This window comes from Streptomyces canarius (assembly GCF_014650735.1).
In the GTDB taxonomy this organism is placed as follows: domain Bacteria; phylum Actinomycetota; class Actinomycetes; order Streptomycetales; family Streptomycetaceae; genus Streptomyces; species Streptomyces olivaceoviridis.
On the sequence record NZ_BMVN01000023.1, the window covers coordinates 29,419 to 48,244 of the forward strand.

The following is an 18,826-nucleotide window of genomic DNA, read 5'->3' on the forward strand; positions in this document are numbered from 1 at the left end:
CGGCTTCGGTGACCGCCTCGACATGAAAGTACAACGACCGTTGTAGAAATTACAACGGTCGTTGTACTTCGGTTAGAGTGGCCCGGTCACGACGGAAGGGCGACGGGCGTGGGCGAGACGAACGAGTCCCGGCTGGAACGGGCACGGGGCGAGGTGTCACCGCGCAAGCTGCGGAAGCAGATGGCCATCGCGAGCGCGGCCTGCACGGTCTTCGGCCGTGAGGGCTACGCCCGCGCCTCGGTCGACGCGCTCGCCGCCGCGGCCGACGTCTCCACCCGCACGCTCTACAACCACTTCCCCGGCGGCAAGGCCCAGCTCTTCCAGACGGTCGTGACCTGGACGTCGAGCGAGGTACGGGACGCCCAACTGGCGCGCCTGAACGCCGTACTGGACCCGGAGCGCCCACCGCACCCCGACGACCTGGAACGCGACCTGGTCTCCCTGGCCCGTGCCTTCCACGGGCTCATGACCGACTACGCGAACCACTTCGCCCTGGTCCGGCACATCCACGCGGAGGCCGACCACGTCCCGCCCGAGGTCCTCAAGGCCTGGCACGAGGCCGGCCCCGAACCGGTCGGCCGGGCCCTCACCGAGGCGATGGCCCACCTCGAAGACGCCGGTCTGCTGAACCTGCACGGTGACGCGGGCGTGGCCGCCGGCCATTTCACGGCCCTGATCTCCCACCGCATCATCCAGACGACCCATTACGGCGTCCTGCCCCTGCCGGAACCGGAGACGGACCACCTGCTCAGGGCCGGGGTGAGCGCGTTCCTCAGGGCGTACAGGGCGGCGTAGCGGCGCAGCCCGGATCGCGCATCAGCCCACCTTGTATGACCATATTTCTGGTCTGTGCCAGGACTGACCGGGCCCGTGCCCGCATCACCGTGGAGGTCGCCGTGTCGGAATCCAACGTGACCGGCCAGGACGCCGCGTCGTCCCGCACCGCACGCTCACGCCTGAGACCGGTCGTGTACGGCGTGGGCGCGGCGCTCACCGGTGTGCTGGCCGTCGCCTCGTGCGGCAACGGCGGCAGCAACGGCGGGGCGGGCACCTTCACCCCGACCGCGCCCGCCACGTCGAACTTCTCCGGCACCGTGCCGTCCGGCATGTCGTCCTGGGCGGAGTCGAAGAAGGCGGAGGCCAGCGCCTCCGCCTCCGCCGCGGCCTCGTCGGCCTCCGCCCGCGCGTCCGAGTTCGAGGCATCCGTGTCCGCGGAAACCGAGCGCGCCCGCGCGGAGGCCAAGAAACAGCTCGCCAAGGTGAAGGGGCGGGGCAACGCGACGAACGACGTCTCCATGACGGGCGTCCCCCTGTCCCAGACCCACAACGTCCGCGCTCTCCTCGTCACGATGACCAACCGCACCGACAAGCCCGCGTCCTTCGCGGTCCAGGTGGACTTCAGCGACTCCCACGGCAAGGTCGTGGAGACCGTCGTCGTGGGGGCGCAGAACGTCAAGCCGGGGCAGAAGGCGGAGCGCTACGCCATCAGTCACAAGCCTCCCGAGCCCCACCTGACCGCCGAACTGGCCAAGGCGCAGAGGTACTGACGGCTCAGGGGCCGGCGCAGGCGCACCGGCGGCGCCCCCGAAGAACGCGACAGCGCCCGAGCCGGCCGAAGCCGTCCCGGGCGCTGTGCCGCAGGGCGGAGGGGGTGCCCCCCGGGGCCCGCGGACGGTAGGCCGTGTGGGACTCGAACCCACAACCAAGGGATTAAAAGTCCCCTGCTCTGCCAATTGAGCTAACGGCCCGTGCGATGTTGCCTGTCCGAGCATAGCCGGACGAGGCCGTGTCGCCGATCGGGTATCGGGGACACGGCCACGTCGGATGTCGCGGGTGTGGGGGGATGGCTACTTTTCGGCCGGGATGGGAGCGGGGGCGGGGCGCCTGGTGAGGAACCAGTGGCGGGCGGAGGCCAGCCACCAGGTCGCCGAGAAGCCGAGGACGACAAGGACGGCGACCGGGGCGTAGTTGAACGTCGTCCAGGTGACCGGGGAGACCTGCGGGAGCATGAACAGGACGGTGATCACCAGCACCCAGGTCACCGAGATCACCCCGATGGGGCGGGACCAGCGGCCCAGGTGCCAGGGGCCGGGGGCGAACGCGGCGCCCTTGCGGACGCGGAGGAAGGTCGGGATGACGTACGCGATGTACAGGCCGATCACCGCGATGGAGGTCACCGCCGCGTAGGCCGTCGTGTTGATCAGGTACGGCAGGCCCAGGGCCAGGGCCCCGAGCGCGGCCAGCCACACCGCCGCCACCGGGGTACGGGTGCGCGGGCTGACCGTGTGCCAGACGTGGGAGAAGGGCAGCGCGCCGTCCCGGGAAAAGGCGTAGATCATGCGGCTGTTGGCGGTGACCGAGGCCATGCCGCAGAAGAGCTGGGCACCGATCACCACCAGCAGCAGGAGCTTGCCGGCCGTGGCGCCGAGGGCGTCCAGGAGGATCTGGGCGGGCGGTGCGCCGGTGGGCGACGTGAGTGCCCCGTGGTACGACTGGATCGCGAACGTGAACCCCAGCAGGAGGACGAAGCCCGCGATCCACGACGTCCAGATGGAGCGGACGATGCCCTTCGGGCCCGCGGTGGCCGCGTCATGGGTCTCCTCGGTCATATGGGCGGAGGCGTCGTACCCGGTGAAGGTGTACTGGGCCATCAGCAGACCCAGGAGCACCACGTACGGGGTACTGCCCCAGCCCGTCTCGTTGACGAAGTGCGTGAAGACGAAGGACGCCGACCGGTGGTGGTCCGGGACGAGCGCCAGCGCGCCGACGATCACCGCGACGCCGAGGACGTGCCACCACACGCTCACGCTGTTCAGGAACGCGACGATCCGGACGCCGAAGGTGTTCAGCAGGCCGTGCAGGAGGAGGATCGCCGCGAACAGCAGCACCGTGCGGCCGGGGGTCACCCGGAAGCCGAACTGGAGGTTCAGGTAGGCGCCGAGGAAGGAGGCCGCGCCGAAGTCGATGCCGGCGGTCACCGCCACCTGGCCCAGCACGTTGAACCAGCCCGTGAACCACGCCCAGGCCGCCGCCGAACGCGGCGGCGCCAGGCGGTGCGCCCAGAAGTACAGGCCCGCCGAGGTCGGGTAGGCCGAGCAGATCTCGGCCATCGACAGGCCCACGAACAGCGTCATCAGGCCCACCGCCACCCAGCCCCAGGTGATCACCGCGGGGCCGCCGGTGGTCATGCCGAAGAGGTACAGGGTCAGGCAGCCGGACAGCACCGAGATGATCGTGAAGGAGACGGCGTAGTTCGAGAACGCCGACATACGGCGGGCGAGAACCTGGGTGTAGCCGAGTTGGGCCAGCCGTTCCTCGTCCGACAGGCCACCGGCGCTCACGTCATCTGTCATGCCCCCAGCAATTCCCCCACCGGGGACGTGACATGCGTCACTCGGTGACCGGAAACCGGTGGCCCGGGTATGCGCGAGGGCCCGTACGAACGGTGTCGTACGGGCCCTCGCCCTGTCTCACCCGGTGTCACCCACCGGGGTGTCGGCCGATGCGGTGGCTGTCAGCCGATGCCGTGTCAGCCGTTGCGCTTCCAGCGCGGCTTGTCCTCACGACGACCGAAGGAGCCGCCGGTGCCACGGTGGTCGTCACGACGGCCGTAGGGGCGGTCGTGACCGGCGGTGGGGGTCCCCCCGTTCGAGGGCCGCCGAGAGTGGGGGAGGAAGCCCGGACGGTCGTCACGGCGGTCGCGGTTGAACGGACGGTCGCTGCCCCGGTGGCCACCGCGCTCGTCCCGGCGGAAGCCGCCACGGTCGTCACGGCGGTCGAAGGAACGGCCACCCCGGTCACGGTCGAACGGACGGCGCTCGCCCCGGTCCTCACGGCGCTCGAAGGAACGGCCACCCCGGTCGTCCCGGCGGTCGTCACGACGCTCGAAGCCACGGCCACCGCGGTCGTCCCGACGGTCGTCACGGCGGTCGAAGCCACGGTCACGGTCCCGGTCGCGGTCGAACGGACGGCGGTCGTCGCGGCGCTCGAAGGAACGGCCACCGCGGTCGTCCCGGCGGTCGTCACGACGCTCGAAACCACGGTCCCGGTCCCGGTCCCGGTCGAACGGACGGCGCTCGCCCCGGTCCTCGCGACGCTCGAAGGAACGGCCACCCCGGTCGTCACGACGGTCGTCACGACGCTCGAAACCACGGTCCCGGTCGAAGCTCCGCCGCTCCCGGCGCTCGTACGGCGCCGAAGCCGCCGGACGCTCCTCGCGCTCGGTCTCGCGCTCCACGGGCTCCTCGGCCACGGTCAGCTGCTCCGCCGCCGTCGCCTGGGCCTCGGCCACCGCCGCCTCCGGGTCGTCGCCGCGCTCGCGGGCGACCCGGGCGACCAGCCGGTCGGCCTCCTCGCGCAGCTCCGTCGCACGGCGCTGGGCGCGCTCCAGCTGCTTGGTGAGCTGGGCGACCTCGCGCTCGGCCTGCTGGGCGGCGTTGCCGGCGGACTCGGCCTGGACCTCGGTCATGGAGCGGGCGCCGGTGATCTCGGCGACCTCCGGGTCGAAGGCGGCGCCGCCCTGGATGATGTGGCGGGCCGCGTCGACGCCGGCGTCCTCCATCAGGCGGAAGATCTGGCGCCGCTGGTGCGGGAGGGAGAGCGACACGACCGTGCCGGTGCGGCCGGCACGGGCGGTACGGCCCGCGCGGTGCAGGTAGTCCTTGTGGTCGCCGGCCGGGTCCACGTTGAGGACCAGGTCGATGCCGTCGACGTGGATGCCGCGCGCGGCGACGTCGGTGGCGACCAGGACGTTGACGTAGCCGTCCTTGAAGTCGGCCAGGGTGCGGGTACGGGCGCCCTGGGTCATGCCGCCGTGCAGCGCGTCGGCCTTCACGCCGGCCTCGCGCAGCTGCTCGGCGACGCGGTCGGCGCCCAGCTGGGTGCGGACGAAGATGATCGTGCGGCCCTTGCGGGAGGCGATCGCGGCGGTGACCGGCGCCTTGTCCTTGGGCTTCACGATGAGGATGTGGTGCGACATGGTCGTCACCGCACCCTGGGCCGCGTCCACCTCGTGCAGGACGGGCTCGTCCAGGTAGCGGTCGACGAGGGTCTTGATCTCGTTCTCCATCGTGGCGGAGAAGAGCATGCGCTGGCCGCCGGCCGGGACCTGGTCGAGCAGCTCGGTGACCTCGGGCAGGAAGCCCAGGTCGGACATCTGGTCGGCCTCGTCCAGGACGGCGATCTGCACGTCGTCCAGGGAGCAGGCGCCGCGGTTGATGATGTCGCGCAGCCGGCCCGGCGTGGCGACGAGGATGTCGACGCCGCGCTCCAGGGCGTAGATCTGGTTGCCCATGGAGGTGCCGCCGCAGACGACCTTCATCTTCAGGCCGAGGACGTCACCGTACGGCTGGAGCGCGTCGGCGACCTGCATGGCCAGCTCACGGGTCGGGGTGAGGATGACCGCGCGGGGCTTGTGCTTCTGGGTACGGCCGCCGGCCAGCTGGGCCAGGGTCGGCAGGCCGAAGGAGAGGGTCTTGCCGGAGCCGGTGCGGCCACGGCCGAGGATGTCCTTGCCGGCCAGGGCGTCCGGGATGGTCGCGGCCTGGATCGGGAAGGGGGTCGTCACGCCGTTCTGTGCGAGCTTGCGCACGATGCCCTCGGGGAGGCCGAGGTCGGCGAAGGTGGTCTGGGGGGTGTCAGCGGCCTCGGGGGCCTCGGTGACCTCGGTCGTCTCGTCGACGAGTGCGTTCTCGATCTCGGTGGTGTTCTCGATCTCGATCTCGTTCTCGGACACGACGATCTGGTCAGTGCTGGACACGGACATGCGAATGCGAAACCTTCCGGAGTCTCTTCGGCACGCGCCCGTCAACTCCGTGAATCGCTCACGACCGCCTCAATGCGGTCCGCCACGGCAAAGGAGAGTACGCGCCACACGGCGCGCTCTGTGGTGGCGCCGGGCAAATGGGATCAAACGATCTACCACCATACGCACCTACCACCCCCGAAGGCAAATGGAGCCGCAGAGGCACAGCTCACACTCGCTGTCCGGCCGCACGCACGCGTCTACGCCGGCACGCCCGCCGCCGGCGCCGGCTCCCGCTGGACCAGCTGCGGGCCCGTCTCCTCGTGGGCCGACGAGGAGGGCTCGGCCGACGGAGGCTCGGTGACGGGCGGCGGCGGGGTGGAGGCCGGCGGCTCGGGCGGGGCGGAGGTCACGACGGGGGGCGTCGGCGGCGCGTTCGTCGGCACCGGCTCGCCGGGCTCGGCGGTCCTGCCCGGCTCGGCCGGCGCGTGGGAGGCGCTGCGCGCGGCGGACGGGGTGGCCGACGCCGAGCCCTTCTTCCCCCGCTTCGCCTTGCCGCCGTGCCCGTGCTTGCCGTCACCGGGCCCATCGCCTTCCCCGGCGAAGCCGCCCGCGCCGGCCACCGGGCCGCCGTCGGGCACCTCGCCGCCGCGCTGCCCCGCCGAGTGCGAGGGCCGGGCCCGGCCCCCGTCGTCGCCCACGCTCACACAGCCGGCGGCGGCGGTGACGGCCAGTACCGCGACGGCGAGACGGACGGGTACGTACAAGGGGCGCACGGCGGCCACCTCCGGGGCGAGGAAAGGAGTCAACCTCCCCAACTCCCGCCGCCGACAAGAGGACACGCGCCCCGCCCGCATCGACGCCCCGTACCCAGCACACAGCCCCACGCCCGGCCACGCGCCTCGCTCCCGGCCCAGCACACGCGGCCCCGGCCACGCGAGCAGATCCGCGCGCAGCACACGCGCCCCCACACACACCCGCGCGCGCCGGCCCACTCGGCACCCACGACCCGCACTCGGCCACGCGAGCCGGTCCCCACCCAGCACACCCGGACCCGCCCGCCCGTCCGCCCGACTCGATCGCCGCCAGCGCACCCGGACCCGTCCACCCGCCGCGCGGCTCTCCGGCCTCGCGCACGGACCCGCGCTCGCCGATGCGGTCATCGGCGCCGCGCACGCTTCCCCGCCCGTGCGTGCCGTCGCGCTCAGCCGCCTCGCTCAGCCGTAGCCGAGGGCGTGGAGTCGGGCGTCGTCGATTCCGAAGTGGTGGGCGATCTCGTGCACCACGGTCACCTCGGTCTCCGCGACGACGTCCTCACGGCTGTCGCACATCCTGAGCGTCGGCCCGCGGTAGACGGTGATCCGGTCCGGCAGGACACCGGCGTACCACTCGCCCCGCTCGGTGAGCGGGGTGCCCTCGTACAGCCCGAGCAGCTCGGGGTCGTCGGCGGGCGGCTCGTCCTCCACGAACACGGCCACGTTGTCCATGAGCCGCGTCAGCTCCGGCGGGATCCGGTCGAGCGCCTCGGCGACCAGTTCCTCGAACTCCTCGCGCGTCATCTCCAGCACAGGGTCATTGTCCGGGAACACCGCCGCATATCCACCAGGGGACGTGGGCATACGGCACCAATGGCCCGCGTCCCCGCCGCAGCCCTGAGCACCATGCTGAACCGGAACCCGAACCGTCCCGCCCGCCCCCGCTCGCTCCCCGCCCTGGAACTGGCCGACCGCCCCGGCCCCTGGCGGCGCGCCCTGGGACTCACCACGGTCGTCCTCGTCGGCGCATGGCTGGGCCTGCTGATCGTCGGCGACGTCCGGGCGCCGGTCGGCCCGATGGACACGACGATGACGCTGCGCCCCTCCCTCAGCGGCGGCACGAAGATCAACGTCTCCCCGCTGGGCTCGCTCAGCCTGGACAGCCATGTGGCGCCGGTCCGCCTGGACGTGAACGTCGACCAACTGGACCCGCTCCGCTCGCAGGCGCTGGTCGACCACCCCGAGCGGCTCTCCGGCCTCCAGGACGAGGTCGCCCGGGACGTCGAGCACGGCACGCTGGACCTGGCCGTGCGCTCCTGCGTCGCCGTGGTCTCCGGGGCCACGGCCCTCGGCCTCGCCGTGTACCGCCGCCCGCGCCGGGCCCTCGCCGCCGGCGGGCTGGCCCTGGCTCTGCTGGCCGCCTCGGGCGCGTCGGCGTACGCCACCTGGAACCCGAAGTCGGTCCTGGAGCCGCGGTTCTCCGGACTGCTCAGCTCGGCACCGTCGGTGGTCGGCAACGCCCGCAGCATCGTCACGGAGTTCGACGTCTACCAGAAGGAACTGGCGCGCCTGGTGACGAACGTGACGAAGCTCTACGACGTCACCTCCACCCTCCCCGCCTACCGGCCGGACCCCTCCACCATCCGCGTCCTGCACGTGTCGGACATCCACCTCAACCCGGCGAGCTGGAAGATCATCGGCTCGCTGGTGGAGCAGTACAAAGTGGACGTGATCGTCGACTCCGGCGACACGATGGACCACGGTACGGCGGCGGAGAACGGCTTCCTCGACCCGATCCGGGACCTGAGCGTGCCGTACGTCTGGGTGCGCGGCAACCATGACTCGCGGACGACCCAGCGCTACCTGGAGCGCATGAAGAACGTGCGCGTCCTGGACGACGGGCGGGCGGAGACGGTGGCGGGCCTGCGCTTTGCGGGCATCGGTGATCCGCAGTTCACCCCCGACCGCTCGACGGCGCCCGGCAGTGCCGCGTCCGAGCAACTGGCGGGCGACCGGCTGGCCAGCGCCCTGCGCGATCAGCGGACGGCCGGCACCCCCGTGGACGTGGCGATCGCGCACGAGCCGTCCGCCGCCCGGGAGACCGACGGCACGGTGCCGCTGGTGCTCTGCGGGCATCTCCACCACGAGGGAACGGAACTGCTGCCGTACGGCACCCGGCTGCGCATGGAGGGCTCGACCGGCGGCAGCGGGCTGCGGGCCGTGGAGCACACGTACCCGGCCCCGATCGAGGCCTCGATCCTCTACTTCGACCGAGACAGCCGCAGGCTCCAGGCCTGGGACGCGATCAAGCTGGGGGGCCTGGGACTCACAACGGCCGAGGTCAGCCGTCACCTGGCGGACGAGAACCAACCGGGCGCCACCGGTACCTCGCGCTCCCCTTCACCGACCCCTTCCGGCACCTCGCCGTAAACCGTTTTGGCGATACCCCTCGCCATCCCATATGCTTCTCACGTCCCCGACGCGCTGAGAAGCGCCCAGGCGGGCCGATAGCCCTCATCGTCTAGCGGCCTAGGACGCCGCCCTTTCAAGGCGGTAGCACGGGTTCGAATCCCGTTGGGGGCACGCAATACCGTGTGCGACACTGTTGCACGCAAGCTTGGTCCTGTGGAGCAGTTTGGAGTGCTCGCCACCCTGTCAAGGTGGAGGCCGCGGGTTCAAATCCCGTCAGGACCGCTGGTGTTTCACGTGAAACACCGTGGCTGGGTAGCTCAGTTGGTACGAGCGTCCGCCTGAAAAGCGGAAGGTCGCCGGTTCGACCCCGGCCCCAGCCACCGCAGCCCTCATCAGGGCTTGAGCCCCTCTCCAGGATCACTGGAGAGGGGCTCTCTGTATCGGGGACCAAGTTCAGCGGGGGAGACATGGGCCGGGACCAGGGCAGAGCCAGCGAGGACACCGAGCTGGAGAAGGACCGGGCCCGGTACGGGCTGCTCGCGGTCGTCGTCAGCAACCTGGCGATCGCCGCCGTCGCCGTCTTCGGTGTCTGGCAGCTCGACGGGGACAAAGCGGTGATCGTCGGCATCCTCACCGCCGCCTTCACCGCCGTCAGCAGCACGACCACCGCCTACCTGGGCATCAAGGCCGTCTCCAACACCGCGAAGTCGATCGCCCTCGGGGACGTCCAGGCGCGCCGGCACACCGAGGCCACCCCGCCGGCCCCGCCCGCCCAGCGCATCTCCTAGGCCGCGTGGGCCGGCCGGCGCGGTCTGCCGCCCGGATGGCGGTGCCGCCAGATCAGGAAGACCGCGCAGGAGACGACCGCCCAGCCCGCCAGCACCAGGAACGGGAACACGTGCTGGTTGCCGCGGAAGTACACCGCCGTGTGCTGGGCGTTCACCGAGGCACCGGGCGGCAGCCAGCGGCCGATCGTCCCCAGCACGGACGGCAGCAGGGGCCAGGAGACGGCACCGCCGGACGACGGGTTGCCCAGCAGCACCATCAGCCCCCATGTCGGCAGCATGGCCCAGCGCCCGAACAGGGTGTTGAACATCGTGAACACCATGCCCGAGGTGAACATGGTGAAGGCGAGGATCGCCCAGGACTCCACGAACGGCAGCCGCAGCGCCCCCAGCAGCCAGTCCACCACCGCGGCGATCGTGAACCCGCCGAGCAGGGCGTAGGCCACGGTGAAGCAGATCCGCTCCAGCGGGTTCAGCGCCGACGCGTGCACGCTGAGCTGGATGGCGCCGACGAATCCGATGATCACGGCGGCCAGGGAGATGTAGAAGATGGCCAGACCCCTCGGGTCGCCCTTCTGCAACGGCTTCAGGTCGTGGAGCACCACGGTGCTGCCCGTGGCCTTGCCGACCTTCAACGCCGCCTCCCCCAGCACCTGCGCCACCGTCGCACCGGACGCCCCCGACACGTCGAGGGTGATCGTCCGGCCGCCGGCGGGCGCGTCGACCACCGCGAAGACCTTCTGCTGGTCCACCGCCCGTACCGCGTCCTCCCGGTTGGCGTACGGCCGCAGCTTCAAGGAGGCACCGAGCGCCTCCTCCATGCCGTCGACGAACCGCCGGGCCGCGGGCTGGTCGTAGGCGCCGGTCACCGCCGTGGGGATGCTGTGCGGGGTCGGGTTCGCCATGGCGTACGTGTAGGACCCGGCGAAGAAGCCGGCCGCGGCGGCGATGATCAGGAGCAGGACCGTGGCGGGGAGGAAGGGGGATGCCGTGAACGCCGCCCAGCGCTCCGCGCGGGTCGGGGGGCGGCCGTGGTCTCCGTGAGGGGAATCAGGCATATCGACCACGCTAGGTCATGCCGTGACATCGCGCCCCGGTCAAATCGTTCGCTTGTTTTTCGCCCCAGGTGAGATCCTGGACCGCGTATGTCTACGCATCCCGCCCCCGCCCTCGGCACCCTCGCACCCCGTCTGACCGAGCTGTCGCTGCGCGACGCGCATCGGCTCGGGCGGCGGCTGGAGGGCGCACGCAAGATCCGTAAGCCGGAGGCCCGTGCCACCGTCCTCGCCGAGATCGACGGCGAGATCGGCAAGGCCGAGGCCCGGATGGCCGAGCGGCGCTCGCGCGTGCCGGCCGTCACCTACCCCGAGCAGCTGCCGGTCAGCCAGAAGAAGGACGCGATCGCGGCCGCCATCCGCGATCACCAGGTCGTCATCGTGGCCGGTGAGACCGGTTCCGGGAAGACCACCCAGATCCCGAAGATCTGCCTGGAGCTGGGCCGGGGCGTGCGCGGCATGATCGGGCACACCCAGCCCCGCAGGATCGCCGCCCGGACCGTCGCCGAGCGGGTCGCGGAGGAGCTGAGGACGCCCCTCGGCGAGTCCGTCGGCTGGAAGGTGCGGTTCACCGACCAGGTGAACCCGGACGCCACCTTCATCAAGCTGATGACGGACGGCATCCTGCTCGCCGAGATCCAGACCGACCGCGAGCTGCGCGCCTACGACACGATCATCATCGACGAGGCCCACGAGCGGTCCCTCAACATCGACTTCCTGCTGGGCTACCTCGCCCAGCTGCTGCCGAAGCGGCCCGACCTGAAGGTCGTCATCACCTCGGCGACCATCGACCCGGAGCGCTTCTCCCGGCACTTCGGCGACGCCCCGATCATCGAGGTCAGCGGCCGGACGTATCCCGTGGAGGTGCGCTACCGGCCGCTCCTCGAAGAGGACTCGGACGACGCCGACCGCGACCAGATCACCGCCATCTGCGACGCCGTGGAGGAACTCCAGGCCGAGGGACCGGGCGACATCCTCGTCTTCCTGTCCGGCGAGCGGGAGATCCGGGACACCGCGGACGCGCTGGAGAAGAAGAAGTACCGCTTCACAGAGGTGCTCCCCCTCTACGCCCGGCTCTCGCACGCCGAGCAGCACCGGGTCTTCCAGCCGCACACCGGGCGCAGGATCGTTCTGGCCACCAACGTCGCCGAGACCTCCCTGACCGTGCCGGGCATCAAGTACGTCATCGACCCCGGCTTCGCCCGGATCAGCCGCTACAGCCACCGCACCAAGGTCCAGCGGCTGCCCATCGAGCCGGTCAGCCAGGCCAGCGCCAACCAGCGCAAGGGCCGCTGCGGCCGTACGTCCGACGGCATCTGCATCCGCCTGTACGCCGAGGACGACTTCCTCACCCGCCCGGAGTTCACGGACGCGGAGATCCTGCGGACGAACCTGGCCTCCGTCATCCTCCAGATGACCGCGGCCGGCCTCGGCGACATCGAGAAGTTCCCCTTCATCGACCCGCCGGACCACCGCAACATCCGCGACGGCGTGCAGCTCCTCCAGGAGCTCGGCGCGCTGGACCCGGACCAGAAGGACCCCCGCAAGCGGCTCACGGACACCGGCCGGAAGCTGGCCCAGCTCCCCGTCGACCCCCGCCTGGCCCGGATGGTCCTGGAGGCCGACAAGAACGGCTGCGTCCGCGAGGTCATGGTCATCGCCGCCGCGCTGTCCATCCAGGACCCGCGCGAGCGCCCGGCCGAGAAGCAGACCCAGGCCGACCAGCAGCACGCCCGCTTCAAGGACGAGACCAGCGACTTCCTCGCCTACCTGAACCTCTGGCGGTACGTCCGCGAGCAGCAGCGCGAGCGCGGCTCGTCGTCCTTCCGCCGGATGTGCAAGCAGGAGTACCTGAACTTCCTGCGCATTCGCGAATGGCAGGACATCTACACACAGCTGCGCACGGTCGCCAAGCAGATGGGCATCCACCTCAACGAGGACGAGGCCCCCGCCGACCGCGTCCATGTCTCCCTGCTCGCCGGCCTCCTCTCCCACGTCGGGATGAAGGACGTGAAGGACGGCAACAAGAACGAGTACCTGGGCGCCCGCAACGCCAAGTTCGCGATCTTCCCGGGCTCGGCGCTGTTCAGGAAGCAGCCGAAGTTCGTGATGTCGGCCGAGCTGGTGGAGACGAGCCGACTCTGGGCGCGGGTCAACGCCAAGATCGAGCCGGAATGGGTCGAACCGCTGGCCGGGCACCTGCTCAAGCGGACGTACAGCGAACCGCACTGGGAGAAGGACCAGGCGGCCGTGATGGCGTACGAGAAGGTCACGCTGTACGGCGTCCCGATCGTCGCCCAGCGGAAGGTGAACTACGGCCGGATCGACCCGGAGGTCTCCCGCGAGCTGTTCATCCGCAACGCGCTCGTGGAGGGCGACTGGCGCACGCACCACAAGTTCTTCGCCGACAACCGCAAGCTGCTCAGCGAGGTCGAGGAGCTGGAGCACCGCGCCCGGCGCCGGGACATCGTGGTCGACGACGACACGCTCTTCGAGTTCTACGACCAGCGGGTGCCCGAACACGTCGTCTCCGGCGCCCACTTCGACTCCTGGTGGAAGCGGAAGCGGCACGAGCAGCCGGACTTCCTGGACTTCGAGCGGGAGATGCTCATCCGGGAGTCCGCGGAGGCGGTCACCAAGGCCGACTATCCCGACACCTGGCGGCAGGGGCAGCTCAAGTTCCGGGTGACGTACCAGTTCGAGCCGGGTGCGGACGCCGACGGTGTGACGGTCCACATCCCGCTCCAGGTCCTCAACCAGGTCACGGACGAGGGCTTCGACTGGCAGATCCCGGGCCTGCGCGAGGAGGTGGTGACGGAGCTGATCCGCTCCCTGCCGAAGCCGATCCGCCGCCACTACGTACCGGCGCCGAACTACGCGAAGGCGTTCCTGGAGAAGGCGGTGCCCCTCCAGGAGCCGCTGACCGTCACGATGGCGCGCGAGCTGAAGCGGATGGTCGGCGTCCCGTTCGAGGCGGAGGACTTCGACTGGGCCAAGGTCCCCGACCACCTCAAGATCACGTTCCGGATCGTCGACGAGCGGCACCGGAAGCTGGCCGAGGACAAGGATCTGGAGACGCTGAAGCTCCAGCTCAAGCCGAAGGCTCGCAAGGCCCTGTCGCAGGCAGCGGCGGCGACCGCGTCCCGCGAGGGCGGGGAGTCCCTGGAGCGCAAGGGCCTGACGGACTGGACGATCGGCACCCTCACCCGCGTCTTCGAGACACGCCGGGCCGGCCAGCCGGTCAAGGCGTACCCGGCGCTGGTGGACGACGGCGACACGGTCTCCGTCCGCCTCTTCGACACGGAGGCGGAGCAGGCGGAGGCCATGTGGAGGGGCACCCGACGCCTCATCGTGCGCAACATCCCGGTGAATCCGGCGAAGTTCGCGTCCGAGAAGCTGACGAACGCCCAGAAACTGGCCCTCTCGGCCAACCCCCACGGCTCGATCCAGGCCCTGTTCGACGACTGCGCGATGGCCGCGGCGGACAAGCTGATCGCGGACTTCGGAGGGCCGGCGTGGGACGAGGAGTCGTACCGGAAGCTGTACGACCAGGTGCGCGCGGAGATCGTGGACACCACGGTCCGCACGGTCGCCCAGGTGCAGCAGGTCCTCGCCGCCTGGCAGGCCTGTGAGCGCCGGCTGAAGGCCGTCGGCAGCCCCACGCTGCTCGCGAACCTGACGGACGTCCGCAAGCAGCTGGACGCCCTCGTGAAGCCCGGTTTCGTCACCTGGGCGGGCATAGGGCGCCTGCCGGACCTGATGCGCTACCTGGTGGCCGCGGACCGGCGCCTTCAGCAGATGCCGACGAACGTCCAGCGGGACACGACCCGCATGGAGAAGGTCCACGAGATGCAGGACGAGTACGCCTGGCTCCTGGAACAGCTCCCCAAGGGCCGCCCGGTGCCGTCCGCCGTCCTGGACATCCGCTGGATGCTGGAGGAGCTGCGGGTGAGCTACTTCGCCCACGCGCTGGGCACGGCGTACCCCGTCTCCGACAAGCGGATCGTCAAGGCGATCGACGCGGCCGTCCCGTAACCGCTCCCGTACGGAGGGTGAGTTCGACCAGGACCCTCACCCTCCTGTACAGTCTCTTCTCGCAGCGCAACGCAGGAAAAAGCGCCGCGAAACCTGGTCCTGTGGAGCAGTTTGGAGTGCTCGCCACCCTGTCAAGGTGGAGGCCGCGGGTTCAAATCCCGTCAGGACCGCATAGAAGCCGAGGCCCGCATCCCGTCGAGGGAGTGCGGGCCTCAGTCATATCCCGGAAGTCCAGGCCCGCGGCCTCGAAGGGCAGCGGGCCTCAGTCATGGCTCCGGTCGGCGGGAACCGGCCCGCCCGGCGTTCGAGGGCGAGGCTCGCGGAGCCCGCGCCGTCTTGACGGCGTCACATTCCCTCGGTACTCAGGGAGCAGGGCTCGTTCCCCCTGTGCGGCCCCCGGAGGTGGCGTATGGCGGCGTCGGTCAGGCACGAGACACGGGCGCTCCTGAGGGCGCATCTGTCGGCCGCCTCCTCCTACCGGCACCTCACCCGCCACTGCCCCATCTGTCACCACCTCCTGCGGCTGGCGATGGATGCCGCCCCGCAGGCCCAGGAGGCCGGGCAGGAGGCCCCCGAGGACGGCGAGGCCACTCGTCGCACCTGACCTCCGCCGGCCCCAACCTCCGTACAGGCGTGGGAGTCTGGGGCACGCACCACCCCGTCCGGACGCTCCTCTAACGCATACGAGCCGCAGGCAACAAGCGTCCAGACATGTGACGGGAGTCACCGCATGAGTTTTTGAAACAACGGTACTTACCCCCGCCATACAACGGGTCAATTTAATATGTGCAATTGCACCGCTCCCAGGGGGAGCACACAGCCGTTCCGACACCCCTCCCCAGACTCCGACAAGGACGCTCACAAGAGCCGCCCACAGTCCCGACCTGCGCACAAAAAAGATCGCGCTGGACCCGGCGGAGTCCAGCGCGATCTACGACGCACCCTGTGTCGCTTGCCTACAACGTTCTCTTCGGCTTGGGCGAGGGGCCTGTTGGGGCAGGTCCCGCGTCGCTTGGAGCTAGGGTTTCGGGCGCCTCGGCCAGTTGGGGGAACCGACCGTCTTGCCCGGTTATTGAGTTGTTCAGGCCTCGCTGCGCTGCTGCGGAATGCCCGCGAGCAGCGCGCGGACCTCGGCCTCGCGGTAGCGGCGGTGCCCGCCGAGCGTACGGATGGACGTGAGCTTGCCGGCCTTCGCCCACCGCGTGACCGTCTTGGGGTCGACGCGGAACATGGTGGCGACCTCAGCCGGGGTCAGCAGCGGCTCGGCATCAGGGGTGCGAGCGGTCATGAGCGGCCTCCTCGGGAGAACCGAACCTTCTCGGTTCTTTCCTCTAAATTCTGCACCTTGACCCGCGTTGCCCGAAATGGCGGACGCGAGTCGAGTCGGTTATAGGACGAACGGCTTGTCCTCGGCACTACAACTACACCATCTGTCCAGCCGCGTCGGCCAAACCGATGGAATTGCCCTCCCAGGTGTTCATCAGCGACGGAAGCCGATGGACCATGCCATAGCGGACAGTCACGCCACTGTGACGATCAGTCACAGGACGATCAGGAGTCACCAGACCCCCCAAAGCGTGCAATGCTGAGAAATCCGCCCAACGTGGAGCACAGGTGGACGGATGGAGCCCTCCCCGGACTCCTTGTCCTATTTTGGCACGAGGGGTGCCAAGAGGCGCAAGAGCCGGTTAAGTGCCGTCCATCACCCTTGGGACATACGTCCGGACTGGAACCGACGCCCCGTCAGGTGGTCTAGGCGAGTAGAACGTACGTCCTCCCTCACCGGTTTGACCGTGACGTAGGTCACTCAGTTCGCGGAACGCCGGTCCCGTACCGCCCGCCACCGGTCCACCAGCCGCCCGTAGGCCTCCCCGGCTGCCGCCCCGTCACCCCGGCGCAGCGCCTCGATCCCGGCTGCCACGTCCGCCGCCGAGTGGTCGCCCTCCAGCTCGCCGGCCGGCAGCACGTGCACCAGGCCGCCGTAGTCCAGCTCCACCAGCGAGCGCGGGTGGAACTCCTCCAGCCAGCGGCCGACGTCCACCAGACCGTCGATCAGCGGGCCCTCCTCGACGGCGTCCTTCAGCGTGCGCAGCGCCCTCGCCACCCGGCGCCGGGCCTGCACCATCGGCGTGCGGTAGCGCAGCACCGGGGGCACGTCCGCGGTCCCCTTGTCGTACCGCCGCTCCTCGTCCGAGACCAGCACGAACCAGTTCAGCGGCACCTGCCAGGTCGCCGTGCGGATCCACGGGCGGGCGTCGGGGTTGCGGGCGAGCCAGCGCTCGTAGTCCTGGGCGGCCTGCCGGCGCACCACCGGCGGCAGCGCCGCGTCCAGCACCGGCGGGGGCAGCTCCTCGGCCAGCTCCTCCAGGGCCTGCCAGCCGCGCAGCCGGGTCCGCCAGGGGCACACGCAGACCACCCCGTCGACCTCCAGCACGAAGGCGTCGCTGCTCTCGTGCACCGGCACCGCGATCGGCGGGACGGGCAGCAGCCCGGCCAGGGAGCGACGCAGCTCGTCCTGGTACGAGGGGCGGTCGGAGCGGCGGGCGTAGCGCGCCCAGTGACCGCGCTCCGGCTCCGGGAAGGCGCCCAGCGGCTCGTACACGCGCAGGTACGCGGCATAGGGGACGACCACGGAGGACACCTTCGGCACGCCTGCTCCCTCCCCATCGGACCCGGCTCGAAACCACTGCAAATCGTGCCACGCGCATACGTGCACAGCGGGCTCCGGAGAGTGATCCTGAACACTGCACGGATGGTGAGTGAACCGAGGCTCTACGCTCATGCCACGGTTCCCCGCCACCCGTACGGGGACCGCACCCCACTCGCCGCTAGTACACAGGAGTCACCACAGTGACCGACGTAACCGGCGCGCCTGCTGATGTCCTGCACACCCTGTTCCACGCGGACCAGGGCGGCCATGAGCAGGTTGTGCTCTGCCAGGACCGCGCCAGCGGCCTCAAGGCCGTGATCGCGATCCACTCCACCGCCCTGGGCCCCGCCCTCGGCGGCACGCGCTTCTACCCGTACGCGACCGAGGCGGAGGCCGTCGCCGACGCCCTCGCTCTCGCGCGCGGCATGTCGTACAAGAACGCCATGGCCGGGCTGGACCACGGCGGCGGCAAGGCCGTGATCATCGGCGACCCGGAGCGCGCCAAGACCGAGGAGCTGCTCCTCGCCTACGGCCGCATGGTCGCCTCCCTCGGCGGTCGCTACGTCACCGCGTGCGACGTCGGCACGTACGTCGCCGACATGGACGTGGTGGCCCGCGAGTGCCGCTGGACCACCGGCCGCTCCCCCGAGAACGGCGGCGCCGGCGACTCCTCCGTGCTCACCGCCTTCGGGGTCTACCAGGGCATGCGCGCCTCCGCCCAGCACCTGTGGGGCGACCCCTCGCTGCGCGGTCGCAGGGTCGGCGTCGCCGGCGTCGGCAAGGTCGGCCGCCACCTGGTGAAGCACCTGCGGGACGAGGGCGCGGAGATCGTGATCACGGACGTGCGCGTGGACGCCGTCCAGCGGATCCTGGAGCAGTACCCGGTGGGGGTCACGGCGGTCGCCACCACCGAGGAGCTGATCCGGGTCGAGGGGCTCGACGTCTACGCGCCCTGCGCCCTCGGCGGCGCCCTGAACGACGACAGCGTCCCGGTGCTCACCGCCCGGGTGGTCTGCGGTGCGGCCAACAACCAGCTGGCCCACCCGGGTGTGGAGAAGGACCTCGCCGACCGCGGGATCCTCTACGCGCCGGACTACGTGGTGAACGCCGGCGGGGTGATCCAGGTGGCCGACGAGCTGCACGGGTTCGACTTCGGCCGGTGCAAGGCGAAGGCGGCGAAGATCTTCGACACCACGTTGGCCATATTCGCACGTGCGAAGGAAGACGGGATTCCGCCGGCCGCCGCGGCCGACCGGATCGCCGAGCAGCGGATGGCCGACGCCCGCGCGACCCACGCCGCGCGCTGAGCCGATCGCACACATGAGCGGTACCCGTCGGCGGGAACTTAGAGAGAACTCTCACTTCCCCCGGCGGGTCGTTCCCCGATAAGT

General features: G+C 70.6%; 14 protein-coding genes and 5 tRNA genes. 11 read left to right on the forward strand and 8 right to left on the reverse strand.

Annotation, left to right across the window (positions count from 1 at the left end):
* Positions 1-108 precede the first annotated feature (108 nt).
* Together IE294_RS28030 and IE294_RS28035 are read left to right on the forward strand one after the other, a co-directional pair.
* A complete protein-coding gene (locus IE294_RS28030) occupies positions 109-795 on the forward strand; it encodes a TetR/AcrR family transcriptional regulator C-terminal domain-containing protein (protein WP_189890663.1) in 687 nt (228 codons plus the stop codon).
* Positions 796-896: 101 nt separating this feature from the next.
* The gene (locus IE294_RS28035; RefSeq protein ID WP_229917372.1) at positions 897-1,547 is read left to right on the forward strand and encodes a hypothetical protein; all 651 of its coding nucleotides are present in this window, start codon (positions 897-899) and stop codon (positions 1,545-1,547) included.
* 128 nt (positions 1,548-1,675) lie between these two features.
* Here the strand turns inward: IE294_RS28035 and IE294_RS28040 are convergent.
* The 5 genes from IE294_RS28040 to IE294_RS28060 form a co-directional block, all read right to left on the reverse strand.
* Positions 1,676-1,748 (reverse strand) — tRNA-Lys (locus IE294_RS28040).
* Positions 1,749-1,847: 99 nt separating this feature from the next.
* Positions 1,848-3,353, reverse strand: coding sequence for an amino acid permease (locus IE294_RS28045; protein WP_189890664.1), 1,506 nt, complete (start codon positions 3,351-3,353; stop codon positions 1,848-1,850).
* A gap of 176 nt (positions 3,354-3,529) precedes the next feature.
* Complete coding sequence (locus IE294_RS28050; protein ID WP_189890666.1) at positions 3,530-5,764, reverse strand: DEAD/DEAH box helicase; 2,235 nt, start codon at positions 5,762-5,764, stop codon at positions 3,530-3,532.
* Positions 5,765-6,003: 239 nt separating this feature from the next.
* The gene (locus IE294_RS28055; protein WP_189890789.1) at positions 6,004-6,519 is read right to left on the reverse strand and encodes a hypothetical protein; all 516 of its coding nucleotides are present in this window, start codon (positions 6,517-6,519) and stop codon (positions 6,004-6,006) included.
* A 441-nt stretch (positions 6,520-6,960) separates the two neighbouring features.
* Positions 6,961-7,311: a metallopeptidase family protein gene (locus IE294_RS28060; RefSeq protein WP_058081062.1), complete on the reverse strand. Its 351-nt coding sequence runs from the start codon at positions 7,309-7,311 to the stop codon at positions 6,961-6,963.
* Between the two features lie 60 nt (positions 7,312-7,371).
* Here IE294_RS28060 and IE294_RS28065 point away from each other — a divergent pair, with 60 nt between their 5' ends.
* From IE294_RS28065 to IE294_RS28085, 5 genes are all read left to right on the forward strand, one after another.
* Positions 7,372-8,928: a metallophosphoesterase family protein gene (locus IE294_RS28065; protein ID WP_189890668.1), complete on the forward strand. Its 1,557-nt coding sequence runs from the start codon at positions 7,372-7,374 to the stop codon at positions 8,926-8,928.
* Positions 8,929-9,008: 80 nt separating this feature from the next.
* A tRNA-Glu gene (locus IE294_RS28070) sits at positions 9,009-9,081 on the forward strand.
* A 36-nt stretch (positions 9,082-9,117) separates the two neighbouring features.
* Positions 9,118-9,192: transfer RNA gene (locus IE294_RS28075), tRNA-Asp, on the forward strand.
* Positions 9,193-9,216: 24 nt separating this feature from the next.
* A tRNA-Phe gene (locus tag IE294_RS28080) sits at positions 9,217-9,290 on the forward strand.
* Between the two features lie 87 nt (positions 9,291-9,377).
* Positions 9,378-9,698 carry a hypothetical protein gene (locus IE294_RS28085; protein ID WP_189890670.1) on the forward strand — a complete coding sequence of 107 codons (321 nt, stop codon included), beginning with the start codon at positions 9,378-9,380 and terminating at the stop codon, positions 9,696-9,698.
* Here IE294_RS28085 and IE294_RS28090 read toward each other — a convergent pair.
* Positions 9,695-10,753, reverse strand: coding sequence for an ABC transporter permease (locus IE294_RS28090; RefSeq protein WP_189890672.1), 1,059 nt, complete (start codon positions 10,751-10,753; stop codon positions 9,695-9,697). The two genes, IE294_RS28085 and IE294_RS28090, sit on opposite strands and share 4 nt — an antisense overlap.
* An 87-nt stretch (positions 10,754-10,840) precedes the next feature.
* On the opposite strand from IE294_RS28090, the gene hrpA reads away from it, so the two are divergent.
* The 3 genes from hrpA (at position 10,841) to IE294_RS28105 (ending at position 15,389) form a co-directional block, all read left to right on the forward strand.
* Entirely contained in the window at positions 10,841-14,785 is a 3,945-nt protein-coding gene (hrpA, locus tag IE294_RS28095) for an ATP-dependent RNA helicase HrpA (protein ID WP_189890674.1), read from the forward strand.
* A 95-nt stretch (positions 14,786-14,880) separates the two neighbouring features.
* Positions 14,881-14,955: transfer RNA gene (locus IE294_RS28100), tRNA-Asp, on the forward strand.
* Between the two features lie 239 nt (positions 14,956-15,194).
* The gene (locus IE294_RS28105; RefSeq protein WP_189890676.1) at positions 15,195-15,389 is read left to right on the forward strand and encodes a DUF6274 family protein; all 195 of its coding nucleotides are present in this window, start codon (positions 15,195-15,197) and stop codon (positions 15,387-15,389) included.
* A gap of 477 nt (positions 15,390-15,866) precedes the next feature.
* On the opposite strand, the gene bldC is transcribed toward IE294_RS28105, so the two are convergent.
* Positions 15,867-16,073, reverse strand: a complete 207-nt coding sequence (gene bldC / locus IE294_RS28110; RefSeq protein ID WP_003949541.1) for a developmental transcriptional regulator BldC — start codon at positions 16,071-16,073, stop codon at positions 15,867-15,869.
* 519 nt (positions 16,074-16,592) lie between these two features.
* Complete coding sequence (locus IE294_RS28115; RefSeq protein ID WP_189890677.1) at positions 16,593-17,435, reverse strand: DUF8083 family protein; 843 nt, start codon at positions 17,433-17,435, stop codon at positions 16,593-16,595.
* 200 nt (positions 17,436-17,635) lie between these two features.
* Between IE294_RS28115 and IE294_RS28120 the strand changes: the two genes are divergently transcribed.
* Positions 17,636-18,742, forward strand: a complete 1,107-nt coding sequence (locus tag IE294_RS28120; protein ID WP_189890679.1) for a Leu/Phe/Val dehydrogenase — start codon at positions 17,636-17,638, stop codon at positions 18,740-18,742.
* Positions 18,743-18,826: the final 84 nt, after the last annotated feature.

Bases quoted from the DNA above. Each gene is read 5' to 3' on its own strand.
- IE294_RS28045 (WP_189890664.1), bottom strand. From the start codon at position 3,353: ATGACAGATGACGTGAGCGCCGGTGGCCTGTCGGACGAGGAACGGCTG.
- IE294_RS28050 (WP_189890666.1), bottom strand. From the start codon at position 5,764: ATGTCCGTGTCCAGCACTGACCAGATCGTCGTGTCCGAGAACGAGATC.
- IE294_RS28065 (WP_189890668.1), top strand. From the start codon at position 7,372: ATGGCCCGCGTCCCCGCCGCAGCCCTGAGCACCATGCTGAACCGGAAC.
- IE294_RS28085 (WP_189890670.1), top strand. From the start codon at position 9,378: ATGGGCCGGGACCAGGGCAGAGCCAGCGAGGACACCGAGCTGGAGAAG.
- IE294_RS28090 (WP_189890672.1), bottom strand. From the start codon at position 10,753: ATGCCTGATTCCCCTCACGGAGACCACGGCCGCCCCCCGACCCGCGCG.
- hrpA (WP_189890674.1), top strand. From the start codon at position 10,841: ATGTCTACGCATCCCGCCCCCGCCCTCGGCACCCTCGCACCCCGTCTG.
- IE294_RS28105 (WP_189890676.1), top strand. From the start codon at position 15,195: ATGGCGGCGTCGGTCAGGCACGAGACACGGGCGCTCCTGAGGGCGCAT.
- bldC (WP_003949541.1), bottom strand. From the start codon at position 16,073: ATGACCGCTCGCACCCCTGATGCCGAGCCGCTGCTGACCCCGGCTGAG.